This is a genomic window from Sphingobacterium sp. DR205 (assembly GCF_011064245.1).
Taxonomy (GTDB): Bacteria; Bacteroidota; Bacteroidia; order Sphingobacteriales; family Sphingobacteriaceae; genus Sphingobacterium; species Sphingobacterium athyrii.
Map to the genome: position 1 here is coordinate 4,092,349 of NZ_CP049333.1, position 21,472 is coordinate 4,113,820.

The 21,472-nt window shown below is 41.6% G+C and carries 18 protein-coding genes and 1 pseudogene; 8 read left to right on the top strand and 11 right to left on the bottom strand.

Annotated elements, in window-relative coordinates; genetic code table 11:
* Window positions 1-134 precede the first annotated feature (134 nt).
* On the top strand, window positions 135-689 hold the full coding sequence (locus G6053_RS17760; protein WP_165307569.1) for a DinB family protein: 555 nt from the start codon (window positions 135-137) through the stop codon (window positions 687-689).
* Window positions 690-850: 161 nt separating this feature from the next.
* Here the strand turns inward: G6053_RS17760 and G6053_RS17765 are convergent, their stop codons facing one another.
* A complete protein-coding gene (locus G6053_RS17765; protein ID WP_165307571.1) occupies window positions 851-1,444 on the bottom strand; it encodes a YdeI/OmpD-associated family protein in 594 nt (197 codons plus the stop codon).
* A 291-nt stretch (window positions 1,445-1,735) separates the two neighbouring features.
* Window positions 1,736-2,326 carry a hypothetical protein gene (locus G6053_RS17770; RefSeq protein WP_108633593.1) on the bottom strand — a complete coding sequence of 197 codons (591 nt, stop codon included), beginning with the start codon at window positions 2,324-2,326 and terminating at the stop codon, window positions 1,736-1,738.
* 378 nt (window positions 2,327-2,704) lie between these two features.
* Between G6053_RS17770 and G6053_RS17775 the strand changes: the two genes are divergently transcribed.
* From G6053_RS17775 to G6053_RS17790, 5 genes and pseudogenes are all read left to right on the top strand, one after another.
* Window positions 2,705-3,709, top strand: coding sequence for a helix-turn-helix domain-containing protein (locus G6053_RS17775; protein WP_165307572.1), 1,005 nt, complete (start codon window positions 2,705-2,707; stop codon window positions 3,707-3,709).
* A gap of 449 nt (window positions 3,710-4,158) precedes the next feature.
* Window positions 4,159-4,626: pseudogene (gene msrA / locus G6053_RS31035) on the top strand (peptide-methionine (S)-S-oxide reductase MsrA); the annotation flags it as partial.
* Between the two features lie 33 nt (window positions 4,627-4,659).
* Window positions 4,660-5,160, top strand: a complete 501-nt coding sequence (msrB, locus tag G6053_RS31040; protein ID WP_346774525.1) for a peptide-methionine (R)-S-oxide reductase MsrB — start codon at window positions 4,660-4,662, stop codon at window positions 5,158-5,160.
* Between the two features lie 156 nt (window positions 5,161-5,316).
* Window positions 5,317-6,315 carry a helix-turn-helix domain-containing protein gene (locus G6053_RS17785; protein ID WP_165307575.1) on the top strand — a complete coding sequence of 333 codons (999 nt, stop codon included), beginning with the start codon at window positions 5,317-5,319 and terminating at the stop codon, window positions 6,313-6,315.
* Window positions 6,316-6,409: 94 nt separating this feature from the next.
* Window positions 6,410-7,048, top strand: a complete 639-nt coding sequence (locus G6053_RS17790; protein WP_206531763.1) for a DJ-1/PfpI family protein — start codon at window positions 6,410-6,412, stop codon at window positions 7,046-7,048.
* 43 nt (window positions 7,049-7,091) lie between these two features.
* Here G6053_RS17790 and G6053_RS17795 read toward each other — a convergent pair whose 3' ends face one another.
* The 6 genes from G6053_RS17795 to G6053_RS17820 form a co-directional block, all read right to left on the bottom strand.
* A complete protein-coding gene (locus G6053_RS17795) occupies window positions 7,092-7,943 on the bottom strand; it encodes an anti-sigma factor (RefSeq protein ID WP_165307577.1) in 852 nt (283 codons plus the stop codon).
* Between the two features lie 2 nt (window positions 7,944-7,945).
* Entirely contained in the window at window positions 7,946-8,512 is a 567-nt protein-coding gene (locus G6053_RS17800) for a sigma-70 family RNA polymerase sigma factor (protein ID WP_165307579.1), read from the bottom strand.
* Window positions 8,513-8,680: 168 nt separating this feature from the next.
* Window positions 8,681-9,868, bottom strand: coding sequence for a DUF1501 domain-containing protein (locus G6053_RS17805; protein WP_165307581.1), 1,188 nt, complete (start codon window positions 9,866-9,868; stop codon window positions 8,681-8,683).
* Between the two features lie 16 nt (window positions 9,869-9,884).
* On the bottom strand, window positions 9,885-11,255 hold the full coding sequence (locus G6053_RS17810; RefSeq protein WP_165307583.1) for a DUF1800 domain-containing protein: 1,371 nt from the start codon (window positions 11,253-11,255) through the stop codon (window positions 9,885-9,887).
* 198 nt (window positions 11,256-11,453) lie between these two features.
* A complete protein-coding gene (locus tag G6053_RS17815) occupies window positions 11,454-13,628 on the bottom strand; it encodes an alpha-galactosidase (protein WP_165307585.1) in 2,175 nt (724 codons plus the stop codon).
* 139 nt (window positions 13,629-13,767) lie between these two features.
* Entirely contained in the window at window positions 13,768-16,197 is a 2,430-nt protein-coding gene (locus G6053_RS17820) for an outer membrane beta-barrel family protein (RefSeq protein WP_165307587.1), read from the bottom strand.
* A gap of 182 nt (window positions 16,198-16,379) precedes the next feature.
* Between G6053_RS17820 and G6053_RS17825 the strand changes: the two genes are divergently transcribed.
* Together G6053_RS17825 and G6053_RS17830 are read left to right on the top strand one after the other, a co-directional pair.
* On the top strand, window positions 16,380-17,387 hold the full coding sequence (locus G6053_RS17825; RefSeq protein WP_165307589.1) for a histidine kinase: 1,008 nt from the start codon (window positions 16,380-16,382) through the stop codon (window positions 17,385-17,387).
* Entirely contained in the window at window positions 17,374-18,111 is a 738-nt protein-coding gene (locus tag G6053_RS17830) for a LytTR family DNA-binding domain-containing protein (RefSeq protein WP_165307591.1), read from the top strand. The genes G6053_RS17825 and G6053_RS17830 overlap by 14 nt, the downstream gene beginning before the upstream one ends.
* A gap of 52 nt (window positions 18,112-18,163) precedes the next feature.
* Here G6053_RS17830 and G6053_RS17835 read toward each other — a convergent pair whose 3' ends face one another.
* The 3 genes from G6053_RS17835 to G6053_RS17850 form a co-directional block, all read right to left on the bottom strand.
* On the bottom strand, window positions 18,164-19,174 hold the full coding sequence (locus tag G6053_RS17835; protein WP_165307593.1) for a S41 family peptidase: 1,011 nt from the start codon (window positions 19,172-19,174) through the stop codon (window positions 18,164-18,166).
* A gap of 209 nt (window positions 19,175-19,383) precedes the next feature.
* Window positions 19,384-19,860, bottom strand: coding sequence for a sigma-70 family RNA polymerase sigma factor (locus tag G6053_RS17840; protein WP_165307595.1), 477 nt, complete (start codon window positions 19,858-19,860; stop codon window positions 19,384-19,386).
* A 321-nt stretch (window positions 19,861-20,181) separates the two neighbouring features.
* Complete coding sequence (locus G6053_RS17850; protein WP_165307599.1) at window positions 20,182-21,366, bottom strand: serine hydrolase domain-containing protein; 1,185 nt, start codon at window positions 21,364-21,366, stop codon at window positions 20,182-20,184.
* Window positions 21,367-21,472: the final 106 nt, after the last annotated feature.

Consider the following 21,472-nt stretch of genomic DNA (forward strand, 5'->3'; position numbering starts at 1 on the left):
ATAGGTCAATTCATCTGTCTTAGCATTCGATTGTGGTACAATTCCTCCTAAACTGCAACCCCAAATTTTATAAGTGTTTAGATTTGATGTCGACGTACATAGCTACAAACTTGTCCTTTAAGGTTTAAACAATTATGCTCCGGCAACTGTTCCCCCATAAAAAGAAAGATCTAAAACTTAGCATGATGAAAGATATTTTAATAAGAGATATTAAACAACAATTGAGGGATGTCGAAGCAGCGGACCTTTGGATTGATGAAAATTTTGAAAAGAAGCTATCTCAGGTGGATGACACGACTGCTTTTGAACGTCCTATCCCCGAAATGCATAGCATGGCAGAGTTAGCATCACATTTAATCGAATGGCGCAGAGAAGTATTAAGCCGATTAAAAGGAAACCCGAGAGGACTTGAAATGAGTGATGCCGCAAACTGGCGAAACAATAATGAGCTAAGAAAACGTGGCTGGGAGAGTATAATGCAAGATCTTCACACAGCACAGCAAGATATTATTTCTTTTCTGGAAGGAAAAGATGACACTTTCCTCCAAACGACTTATCCACATGCAGTTCCGTCTTTTCCACACGATTATAAGTATCTGTTAACTGGTTTAATCCACCATGACATGTATCACCTGGGGCAGATGGGCATCACGATTAAATTCCTAAAAATTCAACATTTGATACGCTGACGATATGTACCCCGACTGTCCCCCCCTACTATTGTAAGAATCCCGATAACACGCAGACGAAATAGCCAACTAACAAATTAAGTACTTATGTCATCTCGACGACAAGTGTTATATAGCACAATTGCAAACAACAAGCCGCTTATTTGCTCAAGTCTTTAAAATTATCGGAATTGTTTTGGTTTCATTTGGCTGGCAGCCTGCTCTGCAATCTCGACGATCCGCCTGTTTCGGGTATCGGGACGTTTTGCCAGAGCAATCCATTGCAGCAGCATTTTTTTTGCTGATCTGCTCAAACCGGCAAAGAAAGCCTCGGCTCCTGGATAACTCTTCAATGCCCTGTCCAGATCTTCCGGGATAAGCAGTTCCTCCACATCATTAAGAACGGACCATGAACCGTTTTCCTTGGCTAGCCTGATTACCTCGAGTCCCGCTTCGGTCATCTTTCCACTGGCTATAAGTTTCTCGACTTTTTCCTTGTTGATCTTCGACCAGGTTCCCCGGGGTTTACGTCTACTGAATAACTGCTGAAAAGTGCCCTTCGTAATCGTTTTCCGTGTGCTGTCAATCCAGCCAAAACATAAGGCTTCGTCAACCAGCTCGCTCCAGGCGACAGCAGGCCGCCCCGAATTCTTTGTATTACAGATAATCCACACGGATTGCTTGACAAAATGATTCTCTACCAGCCACTGCCGCCATTCCGCCTGTGTATGGATGCTGATGAACTGTATATCTTTTGTTTGTTGTGCGCTATTCATTTCATTTTTTTTGTACTTCCAGGTCCCGATTATTGGCCATGATTCGCATTTCGCTTCTAAAACGAACACAGCCCGTATCTTCGCTAATCGTGTAAAAATAATAGAAAGTGCGACAACAGTACGTCAGTATTGTTTATGAGCCATTTCATTCTATTATAAGGTGTTTTGACGCATTCAATGTGATACACTGGTTTAGACTGTAATAACAACAGCTTTTTATAACTGTTTTACTTAAAGTTCAAACTGCTTAGATACAATATGGCAATATTTACAATTCGCATTAATATCCTGTTAAATTAAATCAAACTCATCATTTAACCTTCCTTCATCGATTGTTTGCAATGCTCCCCAAAAAATATTTAAGTTGTTTTTAAGGTCACGTGAAGGTGTAGTCATTTTTTTGAGTTTCTCATCAGGCAACAAGCGTTTTAATTTTTTCTTTATTTGAGAATTAAGTTTAAGCTCTTCCGGACGATGTAAATACACTCTAAAATACAGCATATTTAAGTAGACCGTTGCACTGACCTTTACTAACCAAGGATTGGACATCAACACTTTTGTAGTAACCTCTATATAAGAGATAGTACCATCTTGCATATATACATCTGATTTACGTGGACCTTTCACAACAATTACAGCCTGAAGGCATTTTATCTTTTTTTGATTATTCAGCTCAGATTTATCACTTCTTCGCAAAATATATTCCATTAATGCCGAACAATCCCGTTCTCTTTTCCAAAGAGTCACCAAAGGTTCCAGCGGGAATTCTTTATCCATTTGGAAAAAAGACGGTCTTTTCTGAATGTTTGACCTTTTATCTGGGGACATTAGCATCCTTTTTTCATCAGTTACAATTTCAGTTCTTTCTTCAACTTTATTCATTATTTATTTCATAAGAAAAGTAAAACATAAAATATCTTTTATTGAAATTTTTCAGACAGCTATTGGTATCTTATCAATAATTGGCTTTTACCAAATTTGACGGTATAATAAAGTTTTAGTCGCTACGGAGCAAACATTGATTCGTTTCATTAAATCAAAAACAAAAATTACCGCCAACCCAAATTTACAAAATTTCCTTTAATTATATATTTGTTAACTATTACACTTTCCGTAAAATATTACTGATTCCAACTTTTTATTATTAATCCGTTTGTTTTACCCCTTATACTTTATTTTATTTGTCCAGAAGTTTTAATTCTTACAACAAACCAGTTTTTCTAAATAACCTGAAATATTTCAAAAAAAATCAACAGTTGTATGCAGTCCAAATCATTTCATTTGATCGAAGCAAATATGTGTTTATTAGCGGGGAGTACGCCAACAAAATCCATAAAGGAAAGATTACCAGGGAGTCGTAAACGACTGTTTTATAACAGTAGCATAAAAATATTTGAAGAATATTTAAGTATCGAAAATCTGGAAAGTTATAGCTATACCATTGAAGTCGCGACACACACAGCTATCAATTTTCAGATCCACAATCCTCAAACCCATTTGCTCTACCATATTGACGGGCGTAAGGCTGTTCGATACGGCCAATGCCAGAGCCGTGAGGAATATCTGTTCCCCCCACAACATGGTGTATTCCTCTATGTTCCCGAGACTATCATTAACGTATATTTTGAGCCAGGAAATTACCATATACAAGGATTTACTTTGCCTGTCGACCTAATTGAATTCGGTGAACTGGCCGAATTTGGATTTTTAACCGAAATCATTGCCACAAATAGATTAAAGCCCCGGCAATATAAAGCTAGCATCGGTTTTATAGCTTCACAGCACACCCGGCGAATTCTTCGCGATCTTACTATCGAACTTGGCAATAAACCACTTATTCCAAAGATCCGCATCTTACGAAAAATTGAGGATCTACTTTACCTTTGCAAAGATAAATTATTAATAGCCGGAAGACAATTGTATGATCCTGATCTGATAGTACAGCAGGCACGTCTACTTATCTCCAAATGCATCGCCGAAAGTGATGATCTGGTAAGGATAAAAAATATTGCTTACGCGCTAAATATTCAACCAGCCTACTTAAGTTATCTTCATAAAGAACGCTTTGGAATTACGATTATGAAATACCGTAATCAAGAATTGCTGAAAAAAGCTAAAGCCCGTCTCCATCAAAACCGTTCCATCAAAATGAGCACTATAGAATGTGGTTTTAAGAATGAGTCCAGCTTCTGTAATTTTTTTAAAAAACAAACAGGGCTCACCCCAAGCGGTTATCTCCTTGCCACGACAATACCGGAAGAATAATCTGGATTGTCAACGACAGCTTTAACTGTTGAAATAAGAAGCCCAGTGTAGCAGAAACCCAAAGTAGCCCCGCTATTTGACAATGCCAAATTCAAATTTCAGAACATGGAACTCTAGTCAAAAAAACAGGATTAAAAAATATAGGGCACGGCTTTGTCTGTCCAGTGTAAAAAGGAATTGCTAAAGACCCCAAATAACCATTTTTACGGCAAAAAGCTATGGAAAGGGAATGGTGTTTGCATCAATAAAAAGAGCGACAATAGCATGAATTCACGCAATTCAAAACGAATTAAAATCAACATGCCCGGATAAAAAGACAAGGGAATAAAAAGGGAGGTCATATGAAACAGTTATTTGTGCTGCTGGCTTTGGGCATCGGCCTATTCATTGTCAGCAAGTTCGGCTTTTCACAGAAAGCCGCAGGATCAAAATCAGCTAAACAACATACTATGGATAATATACACAACAACGATCAGGTCATCTATTTCGCCGGCGGCTGCTTCTGGGGGACCGAACATTTCTTCAAGCAAGTTCGCGGTGTCACTGCAACAGAAGTCGGCTATGCCAACGGCAACTTGCAGGATCCTACTTATACCCAGGTTTCAACTGGGAAAACCGGATTTGCAGAAACGGTCAAAGTAAGTTACGATCCGGAGGTCATTGACCTTAAATTGCTGGTTGACCTATTCCTAAAAACAATAGACCCTACCTCACTCAATAGACAGGGCAATGATATCGGTACACAATACCGCACCGGCATCTATTATACCAATGCAGCTGATATCCCTGTGATCAAGGAAAGTCTAACCGCACTGGCCAAACAATATCCCAACCAGATCGTGGTGGAATTAGAACCTTTGCAGAACTACTACGATGCAGAAGCTTACCATCAAAAATACCTCGACAAAAACCCGGGTGGTTATTGCCACATCGGCCCCGATTTATTTGAAATGGCGCGCAAGGCAAATCCGAAAACGACAGAAGCAGCCTCCGCTCCTTCCAGCAGCTATAAAAAGGCTGACAAGGAGACTTTGAAAAAGGAACTTACCCCTTTGCAATATGATGTAACACAAAACAATGCAACCGAGCGGGCCTTTGCCAACGAATACAATGATGAGTTTAGAGAAGGTATCTATGTAGATATCACTACTGGTGAGCCCCTGTTCGTCTCGACCGATAAATTTGAGTCCGGCTGTGGATGGCCAAGTTTTTCCAAACCGATCAGCGATAGCCTGGTAGAAAAATTATCAGATAATTCTTATGGCATGCGGCGCACGGAAGTACGGAGCAAAACCGGCGACGCACACCTTGGGCACGTATTTGACGACGGTCCAGTGGATAAAGGAGGGCTCCGCTACTGCATCAATAGTGCTTCGCTCAAGTTTATTCCCAAAGAAGACATGAAGAATAAAGGCTACGAAAAATACCTACCATTATTGGTTAAAAAGTAACGGTAAGTACATCAATAAAATTGATCGAATTGCATTCCCTTATCAGAGGCCATGGTAAAAAGTTACCTGGCCTCATTTAGAATGGCCGAAACTGTCTATTATTTGTCATTGTAGCCATATCGACATCTTAGTACATTTGTAACATACAAGTGAGCTATGGAAAACACAAAAAAACAAACAGGAATAAAAACGATTGCACTTTTGATATTACCGGGGGTTCAGTTATTGGACGTTGCCGGCCCCTGTGATGTATTTATGTCGGCCAACTTTTTTACACCAGTTGATAATGCACCGAAGTACCAAGTTCAGCTGATATCCAGTACACCTGATCGGATTGTATACTCAAATGCTGGAATACCTCTCACCTGCAGCCATTCCATTTATGATCACAATTGCTCAATAGACACACTACTCGTTGCTGGTACTGACCTTAATTTGCTGGACGAAGTAAACCCTGATATTTACCATTATTTGCAAGGTATTTCAACACATGTAAGGCGTATAGGCTCAGTCTGTGTTGGTGCTTTTGTTTTAGCAAAAGCTGGGCTACTGGAGGGTAAACAAGTCACAACCCATTGGAAATATGCCGCTATCCTGCAACGGACTTATCCTGACCTCGATGTTAATGTCAATCCATTTTTTATTCACGATCAGGGGATTTATACTTCAGGTGGGGTCTCCTCAGGGATAGATCTTGCCTTGGCCTTATTGGAGGAAGATTGTGGAAAACCATTGGCTTCTGAAGTAGCCAAACATCTCGTTTTGCATTTAAAAAGACCCGGGGGGCAGTCCCAGTTCGGTGATGCGATTACCGATTATGACCTGTTAACCCCTTTCACTAAAGCGATCAGAGATTTACTCAAAGATAAACTGGGCCAGGCAATCAGTATAGACTATATGGCTGAATCACTTAATATGAGTGTCCGCAATTTCTCCAGGGTCTTTTTAAAAGAATCAGGCATGACTCCGGGTAAGTTTCTCGAAAAAATGCGGCTGGACCAGGCAAAGAACATGGTAGAATATACCGATATGAGTTTCGAGATGATCGCACAGAAATGTGGCTTTGGAAACGTAATCTCTCTTCGACGCTTATTTCTAAAGTACCTCTCCATCTCCCCGCTCCAATATCGGAAGACTTGTAAAGGCACCGAATAATCCATTTCTACAAATTAAAAACAAAAAAAATGCTGGTGTTCATTCACCGGCAGGGAAAACTATATCTCAATTTAACGATCACTAATAGTATATCATGATGAATCCGAAACAAAACAACAAGAGCATGAACGTAGCTTTTTTTATTTATGATCAGATAGAGGCACTTGACCTCAACGGCCCACTAGATGTATTTGTCAAGGCAAATGTTATAGCTCCCGGGAGTTATAATTGTTACACGGTCGGGAAGACCAAAGAAGCCGTACAAATGGAAGCGGATACCATGGCAATTATCCCAATGCACTCAATACAAACTGCACCCCGACCGGACATGATTGTCGTTCCCGGTGCCAATCCAGACTGTGTTATGGCATACCTGCAGGATGACGATTTCCAGTATACGTTAATAAACTGGTTAAAAGACTACTATGACAAAGGCACAATTATTTTTACCGTTTGTACAGGAAGCATGCTCTTATCCAAAACAGGCATATTGGATCATTATGAAATAACGACCCATGTCATGTTGCTGGATGCCTTAGAAAAGCATAATCCCAAAAGTATTGTTAAACGTGGAGTACGGTTTGTCGACCAGAAACGGTTGATTACTACAGCAGGTATAACCGCAGGAATAGATGCTGCGCTTTATCTGGTGGAGCAACATTATGGAAAGGAACTTGCAGAAACCATTATCGAAATCTTTGAATATCGGCAAAGCACTTGTAACCGTAAATAAGAGGTTGCTGTTGGCGAGATAAGAAAATACGGGAAGTACCTTTTTAGATGCTGCCCATCACACATAGTTCGGTGAGGGTAGGTACTGGCTTACCACCCTCATCTTCGAGCGTAATGGCAAAGGCTTGTGCTTTAGAAACATCCAGCATCTTGCTCGCCATGGCTTCTTTGACATTCAGAGGGAATACACCAGCACTCACAGGCTGACCATCGACCATCGCCCAGAGCTGATACTGCTTACCTTTTGGCGCAGCTGGCATCTGTTCGAGACTGAGGTATACCGCCTTTGAAGTCTGATCCCAAAATACGAGTGCATGTAAATCAGGTTTATTTTCAACACCTTTTAGTGCAATGGTTTTTACCGCCGGGTTCTGCACCAAGCTCCATTTCTCCTGTAAAATAGCTAATGTAGCATTTTGCGTATCTAGCGTGGTATTTGCCTGGACAAGCATTTCCTTATTCTCCTTTTGCTGTTGATAGAAGAATAAATTTGCGCCGACGCTGAGTACGAACAATATGCTGGCAGCTATGGCCCAGCCATAGGATCTAGCCGGTACAATCCGCTTAGGCAGCTCCTCAGTGTTCAATATTGGCGCCTGGACAACAGTATCATGGGATATGGCTTCGTCCGTCGACAGACCATCTGGTTGATCATCCTTCAAAACCAGATTTTCAGCTTCAAGTCTATTCCAGATATCCTGTTTTAAGGCAGCAGGCATCGCCATCGCTTGGATATCGGCTAATCCCTCGAGCGCTTTTTCGGCCTCGGCGATAGCTTGTTCCACTTCGACATTATTTTTTCGAATACAGTTCAGTATGCTAACTTCCTCTTCGGAAGCAAGCCCCAAAACGTACGATTCAATAATCCCTGACGATATGTATGCTGCGATATCCAAAATTAACGATAGTCCTTTAATAATTGTTTTAACTGTAAAAATGCAGCCTTGGTCCGTGTTTTTACGGTACCCAAAGGAACATCAAGCTGTTCGGCAATTTCCTGTTGCGTATATCCTTCATAGTAGGCCATCTCGATCAAGATACGACATTCAGGCTTTAATTTATCCAAAATATTTCTGAATCCAATAAAATCTGCTTTCGTATGTTGTTCGCTCCCGCTCTGATCCCGTTCTTCATCTGTATTTACGATATTTGAGAGCGGTTGGTTTTTCATTTCGTTGACCACACCCTTGGATTTGCGGTAGTCCAGCGCCGTGTTACGTGCAATATTGATCATCCAGGTGTATAACCGGCCTTTTTCACAATCAAAAAGATCGACATGTTTCCAGATTTTAACAAATACATCCTGAATCACTTCCTCGGCATGTTCAGTGGAAGCTACAATACGACACACCACCCCATAGAGGGCATCCGCATAGTTATCGTAAAGATAACTAAAGGCCTGCTGGTTCTTTTTTTTCAGCAAAAGAATCAAGGTTTCTTCAGGAAGGTTGTGTAATGGACTCAAATTTCACGTTTATAACGCTTTAAAGATGTAGATAAAAAACCAAAAAACAATGCAACAGCCATAAATCACGTAAAAATACTTAAATCTCGATAAATAACGTGGAAAAATACCTGATGCTGGCACCCCTTAAGATAATGCAGGCCATAATGAAGTAATAATCGCAAACCTTTAAATAAAATCATAAATACCGTTCTTCCAGCCCAATATTTTAGAAGAATCCGCATTTAGCCAGTTTTTCAATAGTGTGGCGTACACTTTCCTGAAATCTTCCGAATACACCAGATCGCCGGCGTTGAGGTGCTCCAGATCAGGCAGCGCATTGCGCAGGCCCTTCCCTTTTAAACCTCCTGAAATAAAAAAAAGCTGATTTGCCGTTCCATGGTCCGTACCATTGCTTGCGTTTTGTGCTACCCTACGGCCGAACTCTGAAAAAGTCATCAACATGACCCGCTGAAAAAGGTCATTTTTTTTCAGGTCATCCACAAAGGCTTCAACTGCGTCGTTAATGATCTGGAATAGCCCCTCCTGCCTTTGCCGTTGATTAATATGTGTATCAAAACTACCGATCTGCAGGTAATACACCTGCGTATTAATATCCGATTTGATCAGGGAGGCGACCGTCCTGAAATCCTTTCCCAATGCCGAATCGGGATAAGGAGCCGCCGTAGACTTCGCTTTGCTTTTTTCAAAGATATAATCCGCATTGTTGATGGTCTCTCCCAATGTCTGATAGAGATAGCCTACTGTCTCATCTTCATGTTGATGGTTTTCATAGAGCGACTTGAAGTATTCTTCACGACTGGTTTGATAAAGCTTTTTGGGATCTTTAAAAGCAAAAGCTTTTTTGTGTTTTCCTTTGAGGGCAAGGCTCAGCATATCATTGACTTCCAAAGCCTGTGTGGGATGGGTACAGTCGTAGCAGGCTTCATCAAGGTATCTTCCCAGCCATCCGCTTTCCAGATATTCGTCGCTGCGACTTGCGCTGTGCCAGATATCCATGCTCCGGAAATGCGATTTATCGGGATTGGGATACCCCACATTATTGAGCACCGCCATTTCACCGTTGTCATATAATTCTTTGAAAAAGCCCAAAGCAGGATTAATACCAGCTTCGTCGGTGAGGGGAAGCGCGTTCGTCACAGCAATCGTCTGCCTTTCGCGAAAATAGATATCGTTGCGCCGGGGGATGATCGTATTAAGTCCGTCGTTTCCGCCGCTCAACTGTAATATGACCAGGATTTTCTGATCTCTTTCCAGGGCATCGGGCAAAGTCATTGCCTTTAAAAAATTGGGCAGCAGCATAGATGCCGTTACCAGGGAACCTGCTTTAAGAAATTCACGCCTTTTGATGATCATGGTCTTATTTTTTTAGTTAACAGAGCTGATATTCGGGCATACTCATGGTTTCAATAATCGACATCCTGATGTCTCCGGCAGCGTATTTTTCAAGTATATGCTGTTTAAAAGAAGGTTCCTTCTGCAACAATAACTGTATTGGTTCCTTGCCTGCAAATGCTGCTTCAACCTCCGGCCAGGCGATCGACATATTCGGATTTTTGAATCCTTTCAGCTTCCGCTTTTGTTTTAAGCCCATGTCAAGGTCGTCGTCCTGCTGTGGGGAGCGATCAAGCGGGCGTAGGCCGCTCCATATCTGCGGTATCTGCATCCGGAGCAAAAGTGTGGAACTGTCGATCCAAGCCTTTCCCGAAGGCCATCCAGCTACGTTCGGTGGATATAATAATAACTGTCCCAATAGTTTTTGATAAACAATCAGGTGTTCGGGATTTTCTATTTTCATCGGTAACATACGCATAATACCAACTATCAGTTCTACTGGTGATTTTATTTTGCTGCCGATATTTTTAGGTTCGTAAAACCAGGATGCGGTAAATATATGATCCAACAACTTTTTGATATCGTACCCCGAATCATAGAATTGTTTGCTCAGCCTATTGACCAGTTCATTGTCTACCTGTTCATTGACCAGAAAACGATACAGTTTAGCTGTAATAAATCTTGCCGTTGCCGGTTGTTCCAAGATGATATCCAGGATATCATTTCCATCAAAATTTCCCGTTTTTCCTAAAAATGTTTTCATACCGGGATCATGAAACTTCTTTCTTTCCATAAATCGGGCATCCCGATCATAGGACCAACCCGTAAATGCGCGTGCAGCTTCACGCACATCCGCTTCGGTATAATGACCACGTCCCATCGTGAACAGCTCCATGACCTCCCTTGCAAAATTTTCATTCGGATGTCCTTTTTTATTCTGCTGATTATTGAGGAAGCTGAGCATAGCCGGGGCTTTGGAAACAGCAAACAGCAGATCCCGAAAATTTCCCAGTGCATTTTTTCTGATCTCATTGAGAATATGCGCGCTGAAAGTTGAATTGACCACGCGGCTTGCGAAATGCCCATGCCAGAAAAAAGCCATCTTTTCCCGCAGCTGATCTTCCGAGTGAACCATAGCTGTCAAAAAATTAAGGTTGATTTCTATATTCTGCTGTCGGTTACGCTGCTGTATTTGTTTTTTCGCTCCTGCGTTCAATTTTGAAAGCGTGACGTAATCAGCATCCGTGTCCGTGTCGTTAAAGCGTATCTGTTCGAAATCCCGTGTCCGAGTATACGTCTGCCAAACTTCGGCGGTAGACAGCCGTTCGAAGGCGGAGATCTGTTCAAGGCTGATTCCAAATCCTGCACGATTCGCCAAATGTTTATTTTTAATAAATTCAGAAACCATTTTATTTCCGTTTATAGCTAATTAACAACTTAATTTGCAAATGTTTGCAGGCTAAGGCAAACATTTAACAAACATTAAGGTAAATTAACAAACCCGGCAGCTGCTCCCCCTCTACTCCTAATTCAAACGAATAATCCCTTTCTGTCGATGTTTCCTACACACCGATAAAGTTTCATAACCGTGTACTTTGGGGACGGATCATTCCACCGTAAACCAGCGGTAGCTCTGGGCCGGGATGGTAATGGTCATTGTCATTTTAGCAAGCGGATCCAAGGACATCTTTTTCACAGTTTTATCATCAAAAGTCAGTTTTGCGGAGCCCGACAAACCCGTATAGTAAAGTGGTAGCACCAGCGTACGTGTGATCTCAGTTTTCAAGGGGTTAAACAGCATGCCCAATCCTTTGATCCCTGGTGCCGTTGCATTGACATGCAAAAAGCCATCCCAGTCGCGGCCATCCGCACGACGTAAATGAATCAGATCAGCATTGAGGATATCGCGGTATTTTTTATACCATTGGATCACATCTATCACCGTCTGCTTGGTCTCCTCCGTATCGTAGAGACGGGGACCACGATAACAGGCCTGTACACCGGCACCGTAATACTGCATCATCAGCTGCCGATAATCCTCCAGATGCTCATTTAGCGGTTCAAGTACCGCCTCTTTTCCCCCGCCCTGATAAGCAGTCAATGGGACAAATCCCCAGCCCATGGACGGGTTCTGCTCCCAAAGCGCATCAAAGATATTCTGCCTGTTGAGTATTCGTTGGTTTTCTCTAGGTAATGAAAAATTCACTTCCCGATATCCGATTCCTGTCTTGTTAGAACCATCCAGAAAATACCAGTCCGGCGAATTGATATACACACCGCGGGCATTTAGCCAATGGTAAAGCTGCTTTTGCATGTTAAATTGTACCCATTGGCTATCTTCCAGTCCATGGTGTCCGGGATGACTTGTCGAGGCACACTGATCACCAGGAAAAGGACCATCATTTTCCCAGATATCAAATCCAGTTTTTTCAAAAAATGTCTTGATCCGTTGGGCATAACCGATGCCCCAGTTGGAACCAAAACAAGGGGCATTGCCGAAAAATGTACCACCTGTCTTTCCCGTCTTCGGATTGATGATATCATCCGCTTCACTGATCTTGCGGGAGCTAAACAAAGAATAGGCACCTATTTTAATATTTTTACTGTGCGCATAATCCGCCAGTTTTTTCAGTGCGGCAAGGTTCCCAGCCGTCGTATCCTCCATATTTACGTGGCTGCCGAAACTGAGGATCAGCGCTTCGTATCCTGTGGCAGCGCATTGGTCAATGGCGGTGTAAACCTGCTCATCCTTTTTGCTGACCAGGTGCATAAAGATCGGATTGGCCGTTGTCCAAGGTGCGATGGTCCGATACATTTTGCGGATGGCCAGGCCACGGCGTTCGCGGTCATAACTATCCATGAGCAGCTCCCAGGATCGGATGGAACTGAAGTTATCCTTTGGAGCAAGTTTGATGCCTACACCCACAGTGGGGTAAACCTCCATGATCGCCGGTGTTTTTAGGTTGTAGTTCACCTGAGAAGTATAGGTAGAATCCGCTTTCCAGTGCAGCGACTGATCGCTGAGGTGGTAGCGCATTGCATTGTTGAAAGCAAAATTGCTTTCGACATACAGGCCATGCTGCTTCTTCATCTCTTCGACTGAGCCCACTACGGCACTTTCCTCTTCGACCAGCGCCAACTTCTCGTTGATCACCTGGTTGATCTGCACCGTCTGGTTGCCCGTATTCTTCACGGTCACCCATTTACTGATCAGCGGGATCCCGTCATAGATGGCGTAATGCACTTTTACTTCAATTCCAGATAATGGGACGGCAGCCGGAGCGGCATAGGTAAAGGTCAGCACCTTCCCTTTTCCGGCAACCTTATGTGTAGACCACCATTTATCCCCCTTCCAAGGTAGCAGCGGATCCAGTTCACTGATTTCATGCTTTACATAACTAAAATCTTCGGGTTTTGTCGTAAATGTGGGCATCCATTCCGGTCGCAGGTAAGCGCGCTCCTTTTGCCCATCCACCCCACCGACATTATACCACTTGCCATTGAGCTGCAGCTGGGCTTCGGGTTGTACGGCTCGAATCAGCTGCTGTCCTGTGGTTAAGTTGGTAAAATCATAGCAAAAGGCATTCGGCCTGATCCAAAAAGAGCGGCGCACGAGTCCATTCTCCAAAACAATATTTTTGCCGTCGACCGCAATGCGGGATTGATACTGTGCAGTTTTACTGATTAACCAATCTTGCGACTTAGGCTGCGCAGATCCACTATTTGGGGCCATCAGCGCTAGGACGAAGGCTTGGGCACATAACAATAACTTAAATTTCATGGTTTATCTAACAAATTGGACTATGAAATATAGGAGATTTAATTAAGTAAAAAAAAATAATAGGCATGCAATCGATTGGCTAAAATTTAATCTCCCCCACTTGACAAGTAGTGACACATTATTATCCAAGAGAACCTCCTTATAATTTTTGATCGTCGTTATTGATCTGTTTTTCTTTCGATCGATAGCTACCATATTTTCCCTTTCCGAATTGCCAGGATAAAGAGAGTCCAAAAGAGCGGAAAGGTAAAGAAAAGTTGCTTTTTTGCATCATACTGGAGGTCTGAGCGTAGCTGCTTAAATTCTTTATCTTATTGAAAGGGTCAGTCATTGTTATTCCGATTGTCGCAGTTTCTTTCAACAGCTTTTTCTTCACTGTGATATTCCAGAGATTGAAAGCGGCAAATTCACCCTGAAATGTCCTTTGTGGAGAATCCCAGAAAATATTAGAATCAACGATGAAGCCCTTTCCCACTGCCAACGTTATCCCGACAAAAGTTTTATACAACAGATATACACGATCTTTTGTTAAGCTGGCGTTCAAAAAGTCGCTATTCAAATTATTGGAATAAGTATAGAGGTCTATATTGCCTTTAAAGTCAATCCGTTCGAACAAAGTATAGGATCCATATATAGTGGTCCCCAAGCTGTTATTGCTACCAATATTGCCAAAGGTCTGCAAGGTCATCGTCCTATTATTTTCAAGACGGTGCCGGAAGACCTGCTCGATCATATTGTTGATCGTTTTATAATAAATTGATAGACCGACATGCCCATTATTCCGGTTAAAGTTAAAATCTCCCCCAATTGCCAGCTGATGCATGATCTCCGAGCGTAGATTTGGATTCCCCTGTATCTGATTGGCTCCATCGGTATTATTTTTAAAAGGATTTAGGTAATAGAGGCCCGGGCGTTGGATCCGTTTACCATATGCAATTTTGAAGGTTGCATTTTTTGCATAGGTATAGGAAAATGCCAAATTCGGAAATAGATCCGTCGAACTGTTCGAAAACTTAGATACTCCATTTGTCTCCGCTCCACCCCAGTTTGTTCTCTCCCACCTCAAGCCGGTACTCAGGTTAAATAACTTCCCAATCGGCAGTACCGCCGCCACATAGCCCGCCAAGATATCTTGTCTATATTTAAATAGATAACTACGCAGGGCGTCAGCAACCATTCTATTTGCACAACGATCCAAGCTGTCTATGGCAATAAGCGCATTGACATTGCGTTTTACAATTTTTACTCCAAAATCCATTGCTATGGCTCCGACCGGATAATTAAAGTCCAATTGTGCCGTGTATTCATGGCTTGCACCTTGGTTTTTTCCAACTTCCCGTCGACTATTGTAATCCGAGCTATAAGCCAATCCATTGTTCCCCTCTACATATTGAGCCGACAGCATGAGTTCCTTTCCCGGAGCTCCAAGTTTTCTGATATAATCTATACTCATATCCAGGTTGCTTGCCGGCTGCTTGTTGTCGACGGTGCCCAAAATCGCGGTGGAATCACTGGTATAGGTACTTTCAATATGATTGTCTGTGGTGACTGTAAGCTTGTTAAAGTTGAGGTTTGACACCAGTAAATTATTCGAATCCAGCTCATAGTCCATCGCAAGCGCCAGTTGCCGGCCTTTTCTGCGGTTCCGGCTCTGATTTACCTGGGAGAATATTGCTTCTCCAGAGGCAGATAAACGCTCCGACCGGATGACACTTGCAATAGGATAGTTCCAGGAGCTGCCGATACTGGCGGTAAGGCCGAAGTTACCCATTCTGCCCGCAATATTTCCCGCGATGTTGCTTCTACGTGTTTCAACCGAACTGACCATTCCGCCATTTAACCCCTCGACAAATCTTTTATTGGTAATAATATTGATAATGCCAGCAGCACCTTCCATATCGTATTTAACAGATGGGTTTGTCATGATTTCAACCGATTTAATCTGATCTGATGGAAGCATGCGCAATGCATCAGCGCTATTGCCTGTAAAGATAGCCGATGGCTTGCCGTTGATCAATATTTTTACCTGTTGATTTCCCCGTAGCGCTACTTTCCCATCAGAACCAAGGGACACCATCGGAAGTTTCCTAAAAACCTCATCTCCTGTGCCCCCGCTTAGCGATGGCTCATTTGCAACATGGTAAACTATTTTGTCCACCATGTTCTGGATGACCGGAAGCCTCTTTGTGATGTCGACTGTCTCCAATCTGTTGCCGGGTACGATAAAAATAGTACCCAGATCTATGGGTTTCTGATTATTGGAATTGGACCTTTCCATAAGTTCAAGCCATTTCTCTGCATAGCCTATGGCACTTATCCTTAGTTTGAGAATATAGGCTGAATCTACTTTTACTTCAAATCTTCCGGCTTCGTTTGCTGCCAAGGCCAAGCCTTCCTTTTCATTCCGAAACACCTCCACATTGGCAAAACTGATGGGCTTATCCGTGATTGAATCTTTGATCTGTCCATACAGAAGCAGTTGTTTTTGTGGAATTATAGTCCACTGTGCGGACGACCACAATGGCCAAAGAAAAGACCATAAAATAAGAAGTATAATTCTGCTAAGCATTTTTTTCTTTAAAAATAGAACCGCCGGATGGAAATCATAAATTCTTTACGTAAACGGTCCCGTATTTTACACAAACCGCTATAACAGGATTAAAATTATGTTCAATTTTGTAGCAGTGAATCTTTAGAACAGGAAAAGACGATGAACAACTTAACAATTATATCTGCGTAATGAATCGAAAAATGTATGAAATTATAATACTCGTCTGGTTTTTATCTTCTGTCTACCTGATCGTTGGAGCAATTGTATTCAATAAAGCTTCATTTATGGGAATTGCCCTGATAACGCAATCGCAGGTGATCCTACTGCTCATTATCTTATTGACGGCGGTCTATATTTTTCCTAAAAATTGGGAAAGAAAACGGTGGGGACTGATCATCGCATCGATTGTCGGTTTGAATCTCCTGTGTGTACTGATCCGTTATTCAATCGAAGAAATTATCTTCGTTCGCTATCTGGGGTTTCCAAAAACAAAAGATTTAAATCCACTATTTTATGTTTATGACAACTTTTATTATTCACTACCCGGTTTCTTTCTAGGCTTCATTACCTTTCTGATTTTTAAAACCATTGCTATCGAAAAGCGGAACAGCGAACTGAAAGCTGTAGCGAAAGAGGCTGAATTGAGCTTTTTGAAATCTCAGATCAACCCCCATTTCCTTTATAATATTTTCAATTACATGTATGCTGTTTCTTTGCCTATTTCGGAAAAGCTATCCGAGACCATCAGGAAATTAGCAGGGACAATGCGCTACACCCTGACGCAATCCAACGTTCAGATGACCCCTTTGATCGATGAAGTCGAATTTATCCAAAACTATATTGATCTGCAGTCCACACAGTTTGAGCAGGGTATATATTATAGCTTTACAAAAAAAATTCAGGACGATAATATCTTATATCCGACTTTGGTGCTCATTACGTTTATTGAAAATGCCTTTAAGCATGGAATAGTCAGTGACCCAAAATTTCCCCTAGAAATTGTTTTGGTATCCACAAGGAAAAAGGTGACCTTCCAGGTCAAAAATCATATCAATCAACAGCTGAAAGATTCCGGTCATGGCATCGGGCTCGCTAATGTAAAACGGAGATTGGAAATTCTATTTCCTTCGAGTCATTCGTTTCATATCTCAAAAGACGAAATGCTTTATTCAGTTCATCTTGATGTATATTTAAATGATGGAAAGTAAGAAAAACATACGCTGTATCATTATTGACGACCAGTTATTTGCGGTGGGAATATTGGAAAACCACCTACGGCATTTTCCTGAAATCACATTGGCATATGCAGGAACCGACATTTGTGAAGCCCTGCACATCATTGAAACAACAGCAATTGATCTCGTTTTTCTGGATATACAAATGCCTGCGATGAGCGGACTGGACTTTTTGAAACGCTGCCAGAATCGATGCAAATTTATATTTACGACAGCCTACCCCAAGTATGCGATCGATGGCTATGAACATGATATCATTGATTTTCTACTCAAGCCCATCACGCTTGATCGTTTCAAAAAGTCCATTGTCAAATTTCATCAGCTCAACAAGCTCGCTGGTCAAGAAAATAGCCTTCTGGAGAAAGGCCATATCTTGATAAAAGGCGATGCCAAACAGAAGTATTTTAAGGTAAAACTGCAGGATATCTATTATGCCAAGGGGCTAGACAACTATATCCGTATCTATATGAGGACAGGCTCGATCATTACCTATATGAATCTCAAAGATCTGATCGAACAGTTGCCCGCCGATAGCTTTTGTAGAATTCATCGGTCCTATATTGTGTCACTCCGGCATATTACCTATGTCGAAAAAAGCCTTGTTAAAGTTTCAACAGATACGATTCCCATCGGGTCCTCTTATAGAAAGGAGTTCTTTCAAGCTTTCCAAAAGTCGTCCATGTGCGGAAATACATAGCGACGGCCGGAATTTAGCTAAAAGGCATAGCAGATAATTTATGAAGAGAAGCCTATTTACCGAACAACTCCAGTGCTTTTATTATTTTTCGGTCTTTTTTTAAATCTTCCAGGTTATCGCCTTCTAGGACTTCAACATCAGGTAAAATATTGGATTTATAGACTTTTAAATTTCGGTCTACGACATAGTCTGTTGACAGATTAATTCCTGCATGATCGTTTATTTCAAAGCCCTGTACTGCGGTGGTATAATTGGCTGTTGGTTCCCCTACAATAAATGTGTTATTCCGTCCGATAAAAGAAAGCGCAGTCATTTCGCCTGCACTTGCTGTGTAGCAGCTCGTTAAAATAACCAATGGAACATCCGTTTGTATCGGATGGAACAAAGCTGTTTTTCTTTCCAGCACATTTCCATCAATCAACAATTTCCCTGCTTTGATTTCCCAATTGCCCGTAGGTTGATCTTGCCCATTCCTAAACCCACCGAATAGGATATTATTCCCGATAAATTCCTTGAGACCCAATAGTATCGGGTACATATTCCCACCGGTATTTAATCTCAAGTCAATAATCCAGGCTTTGATTTGCGCGGAATTTATAGAATTGATATGCGATACGATATCGTTTGCCAGACTATCTACTTTCAGAAAGGCAAAATCACTGTTTCCAACAATCCGGATATATCCTATTTTTTTATCAATGATCTTACTACATGTTTTCTTTTCAACTTTTAACTTACCTTTTAAATAGGCATTTGTCATTACATCGGGATTGTCCCATCCGTATGTTTTTCCTTTATATTTTAAACCGCCGTGATAATCATTAAGCTGTTTAAATACATCCTCATATAAGGGTGCCGTTTCATCAATGGAGTTTAGGTTTAATGATTTATGGTATAGATCACGTTTTATGGCCTCGAGGTTTTCCGTATGGATTGAGTTGGCTACTATCAGTTCAATCGTTTTATCGATAAATGATTTTACGCTGTCATTTTTAAAACCTTGCGAAAACGAAAATGTCGAAGATAATAGCAGCCATAGCAATAAAAAAGATCTGGTCATCATTGAGGTGTTTGTAGCATGTGATGTGAAGTATTGAGCCACTAAATTTAAGAAATAATTCACTGGTTTGACAACTTAAAGCGTAATAGATGTTGGCTGCATTCCTAAAGGTTAGCAGTTTTTTCACTCTGTTAAAGCTGTGGCAATTAAGCCCCGGGAAACTATTGCCCAAAGCGGGGAATCTTATTGGTTTAGGAAACGAACACCAGACCCTAAAAGAAAAGCAGAAAAGATAAGGATAAGAGAACAGTGGGATTCAGTTGCTGATGGCGCATCTGCTGCCACACAAGATGGAGAGCTTTACTCAATTGATTTTTGACGGTCTGCAGTGAAATACCCAATTGTTCCGCGATTTCATGGTTACTGAGGCTACGTTGATATTTGTGGTTAAACACAACACGCATCCGGTCTGGCATTTCCAGGATAGACTGTTCGATAGCGACCAACACTTCAGTATAGTTTTCTTCATAGCCACCGAGCGGAAACATATCCTGTAGGCCATCCTGAATCATCAGACTATATTGCTCGATATGTTTTTCATGTATGCCAGCCTTTCTAAAATGTTGGAAAAGCTTGTGATATAACGCTGAAATAAGATAGGCCCGCAATCCACTGTGGATATCGATCATATGCCGTCTTTGCCACAGATCTACAAAGAGATCCTGAACAAGATCCATCGCGAGGTCCACATCGCCCAGCTTCTACAACGCGATAGGAAGAAGTGTACGCCAATGATGCGCATAAATCTCATCAAAAGCACCGTAATCTACATTTTTTAGACGTTGTAAGAGTACCGCGTCAATGGTTTTCACAAGCATATTTTGTAGATCTAATAATTCTTTTCCTGCCGTAAAGATCAAAGTTTAATACAAATCCAATATTAAGGCCAGGTAAAGAATATATTAACCCCTAAATTTCGAAATAATGCTTTTGTTTCAGTATAGAAATCATTCTGCATTTGTGTGCTCCGCAGGCGATATGCAGCATAAGAGCGATGAATTAGGAAAGCTTTAGTAGATGGTATCCAAAACACCCGAAATTTCTTTGATGCTATTGATCAATTTGATGTTGTTATCCGTATCGATGTTGGCATTGATCAAAAGTATTCTACCGATATTGTGCTCAACATCTATGGAAACGACGGCAAATACCCCCGCATCACTCCCGTTATGGGTCAAACGTCCTTTGTTGTTATAGTTCCAGAACATCGCTTGCTGCGCTATCCCCTTGTCCATAATGGCCTGTCCATTTTTCCCGGACCTTTTTAGAAAAACAGGGGCGTAATAAGCCTTCGACATCAGCTTCGAGCGACCTTGATAGCCGCTCATGATTTCACTTAAATAAGCCGTCAGGTCAACCAAGGATGTCCTCAGGCTTCCGTCGGGATAGGTAATCGAACAATAATCTTTCAGGCTTTTATCTGCATTCATCAGTGCTTTATAATAGGGTAAATCCGGCACATTGATTTCATAGAGTTTGGCATACCGATCGGATTTATCCTGATCGTAAAACCAGCTGGTACTTTGCAGGTTAAGCGGTTTGAATAGATATTTTTCGGTAAATGCATGAAAGGGCATTTTCGCTTTTACTTCGATCAGATAAGCCGCCAATGCCGCTGCAATATTCGAATAGCTGTATGTGGTTCCAACCGGTTCACTGGCAAAATTATTGGGACTATAGGATCGTCCATTTGCATCCAGATGTTCCTCCAAAAAAGTACCCAATGCAATAGTTGGTGTATTTGAAAGCTGATAGCCGCTGATAAAGGTCTCTTTATCATCAATTATTCCCGAAGTATGTGTAAATAAATGTTCGACACGGATCGTATCATTGGGATGGTGTGGATTGCTAATGTTAAAAGGAAGAATCGTATTGATGGGGGTCTGTTCGGTGAAATAACCCAGTTCAAAAGCTTTTGCCAGTGAAAAAGCAATCACTGTTTTGCTTACCGACGCGATCGGCATAATGGTATTCTCGGAAAATTTAACTTTCTCGCGCAGGTTTGCATACCCATAGGCACCGGTAAAAAGGATGGAATCGTTTTTGATCACGGCAACAGCAAAGCCTGGAAATGATGATTGCTTATAAATTTTATCGAGTTTCTTAGTTATGTTTTCGTTGTCCACCTGTGCTGTAAGCGACAAGGAAAAGAAAGAAATCGCGACAACAGCAATTATGGCTTTTATTTTTATCATCTCTCGGTTCAATAATAAGCGAATACCCTATAAAAATAGTTATTAAATTACTGAATTTAATAACTATTTTCACTTCAAAACTGTCCGTTTCCGTACAAAAACCGTT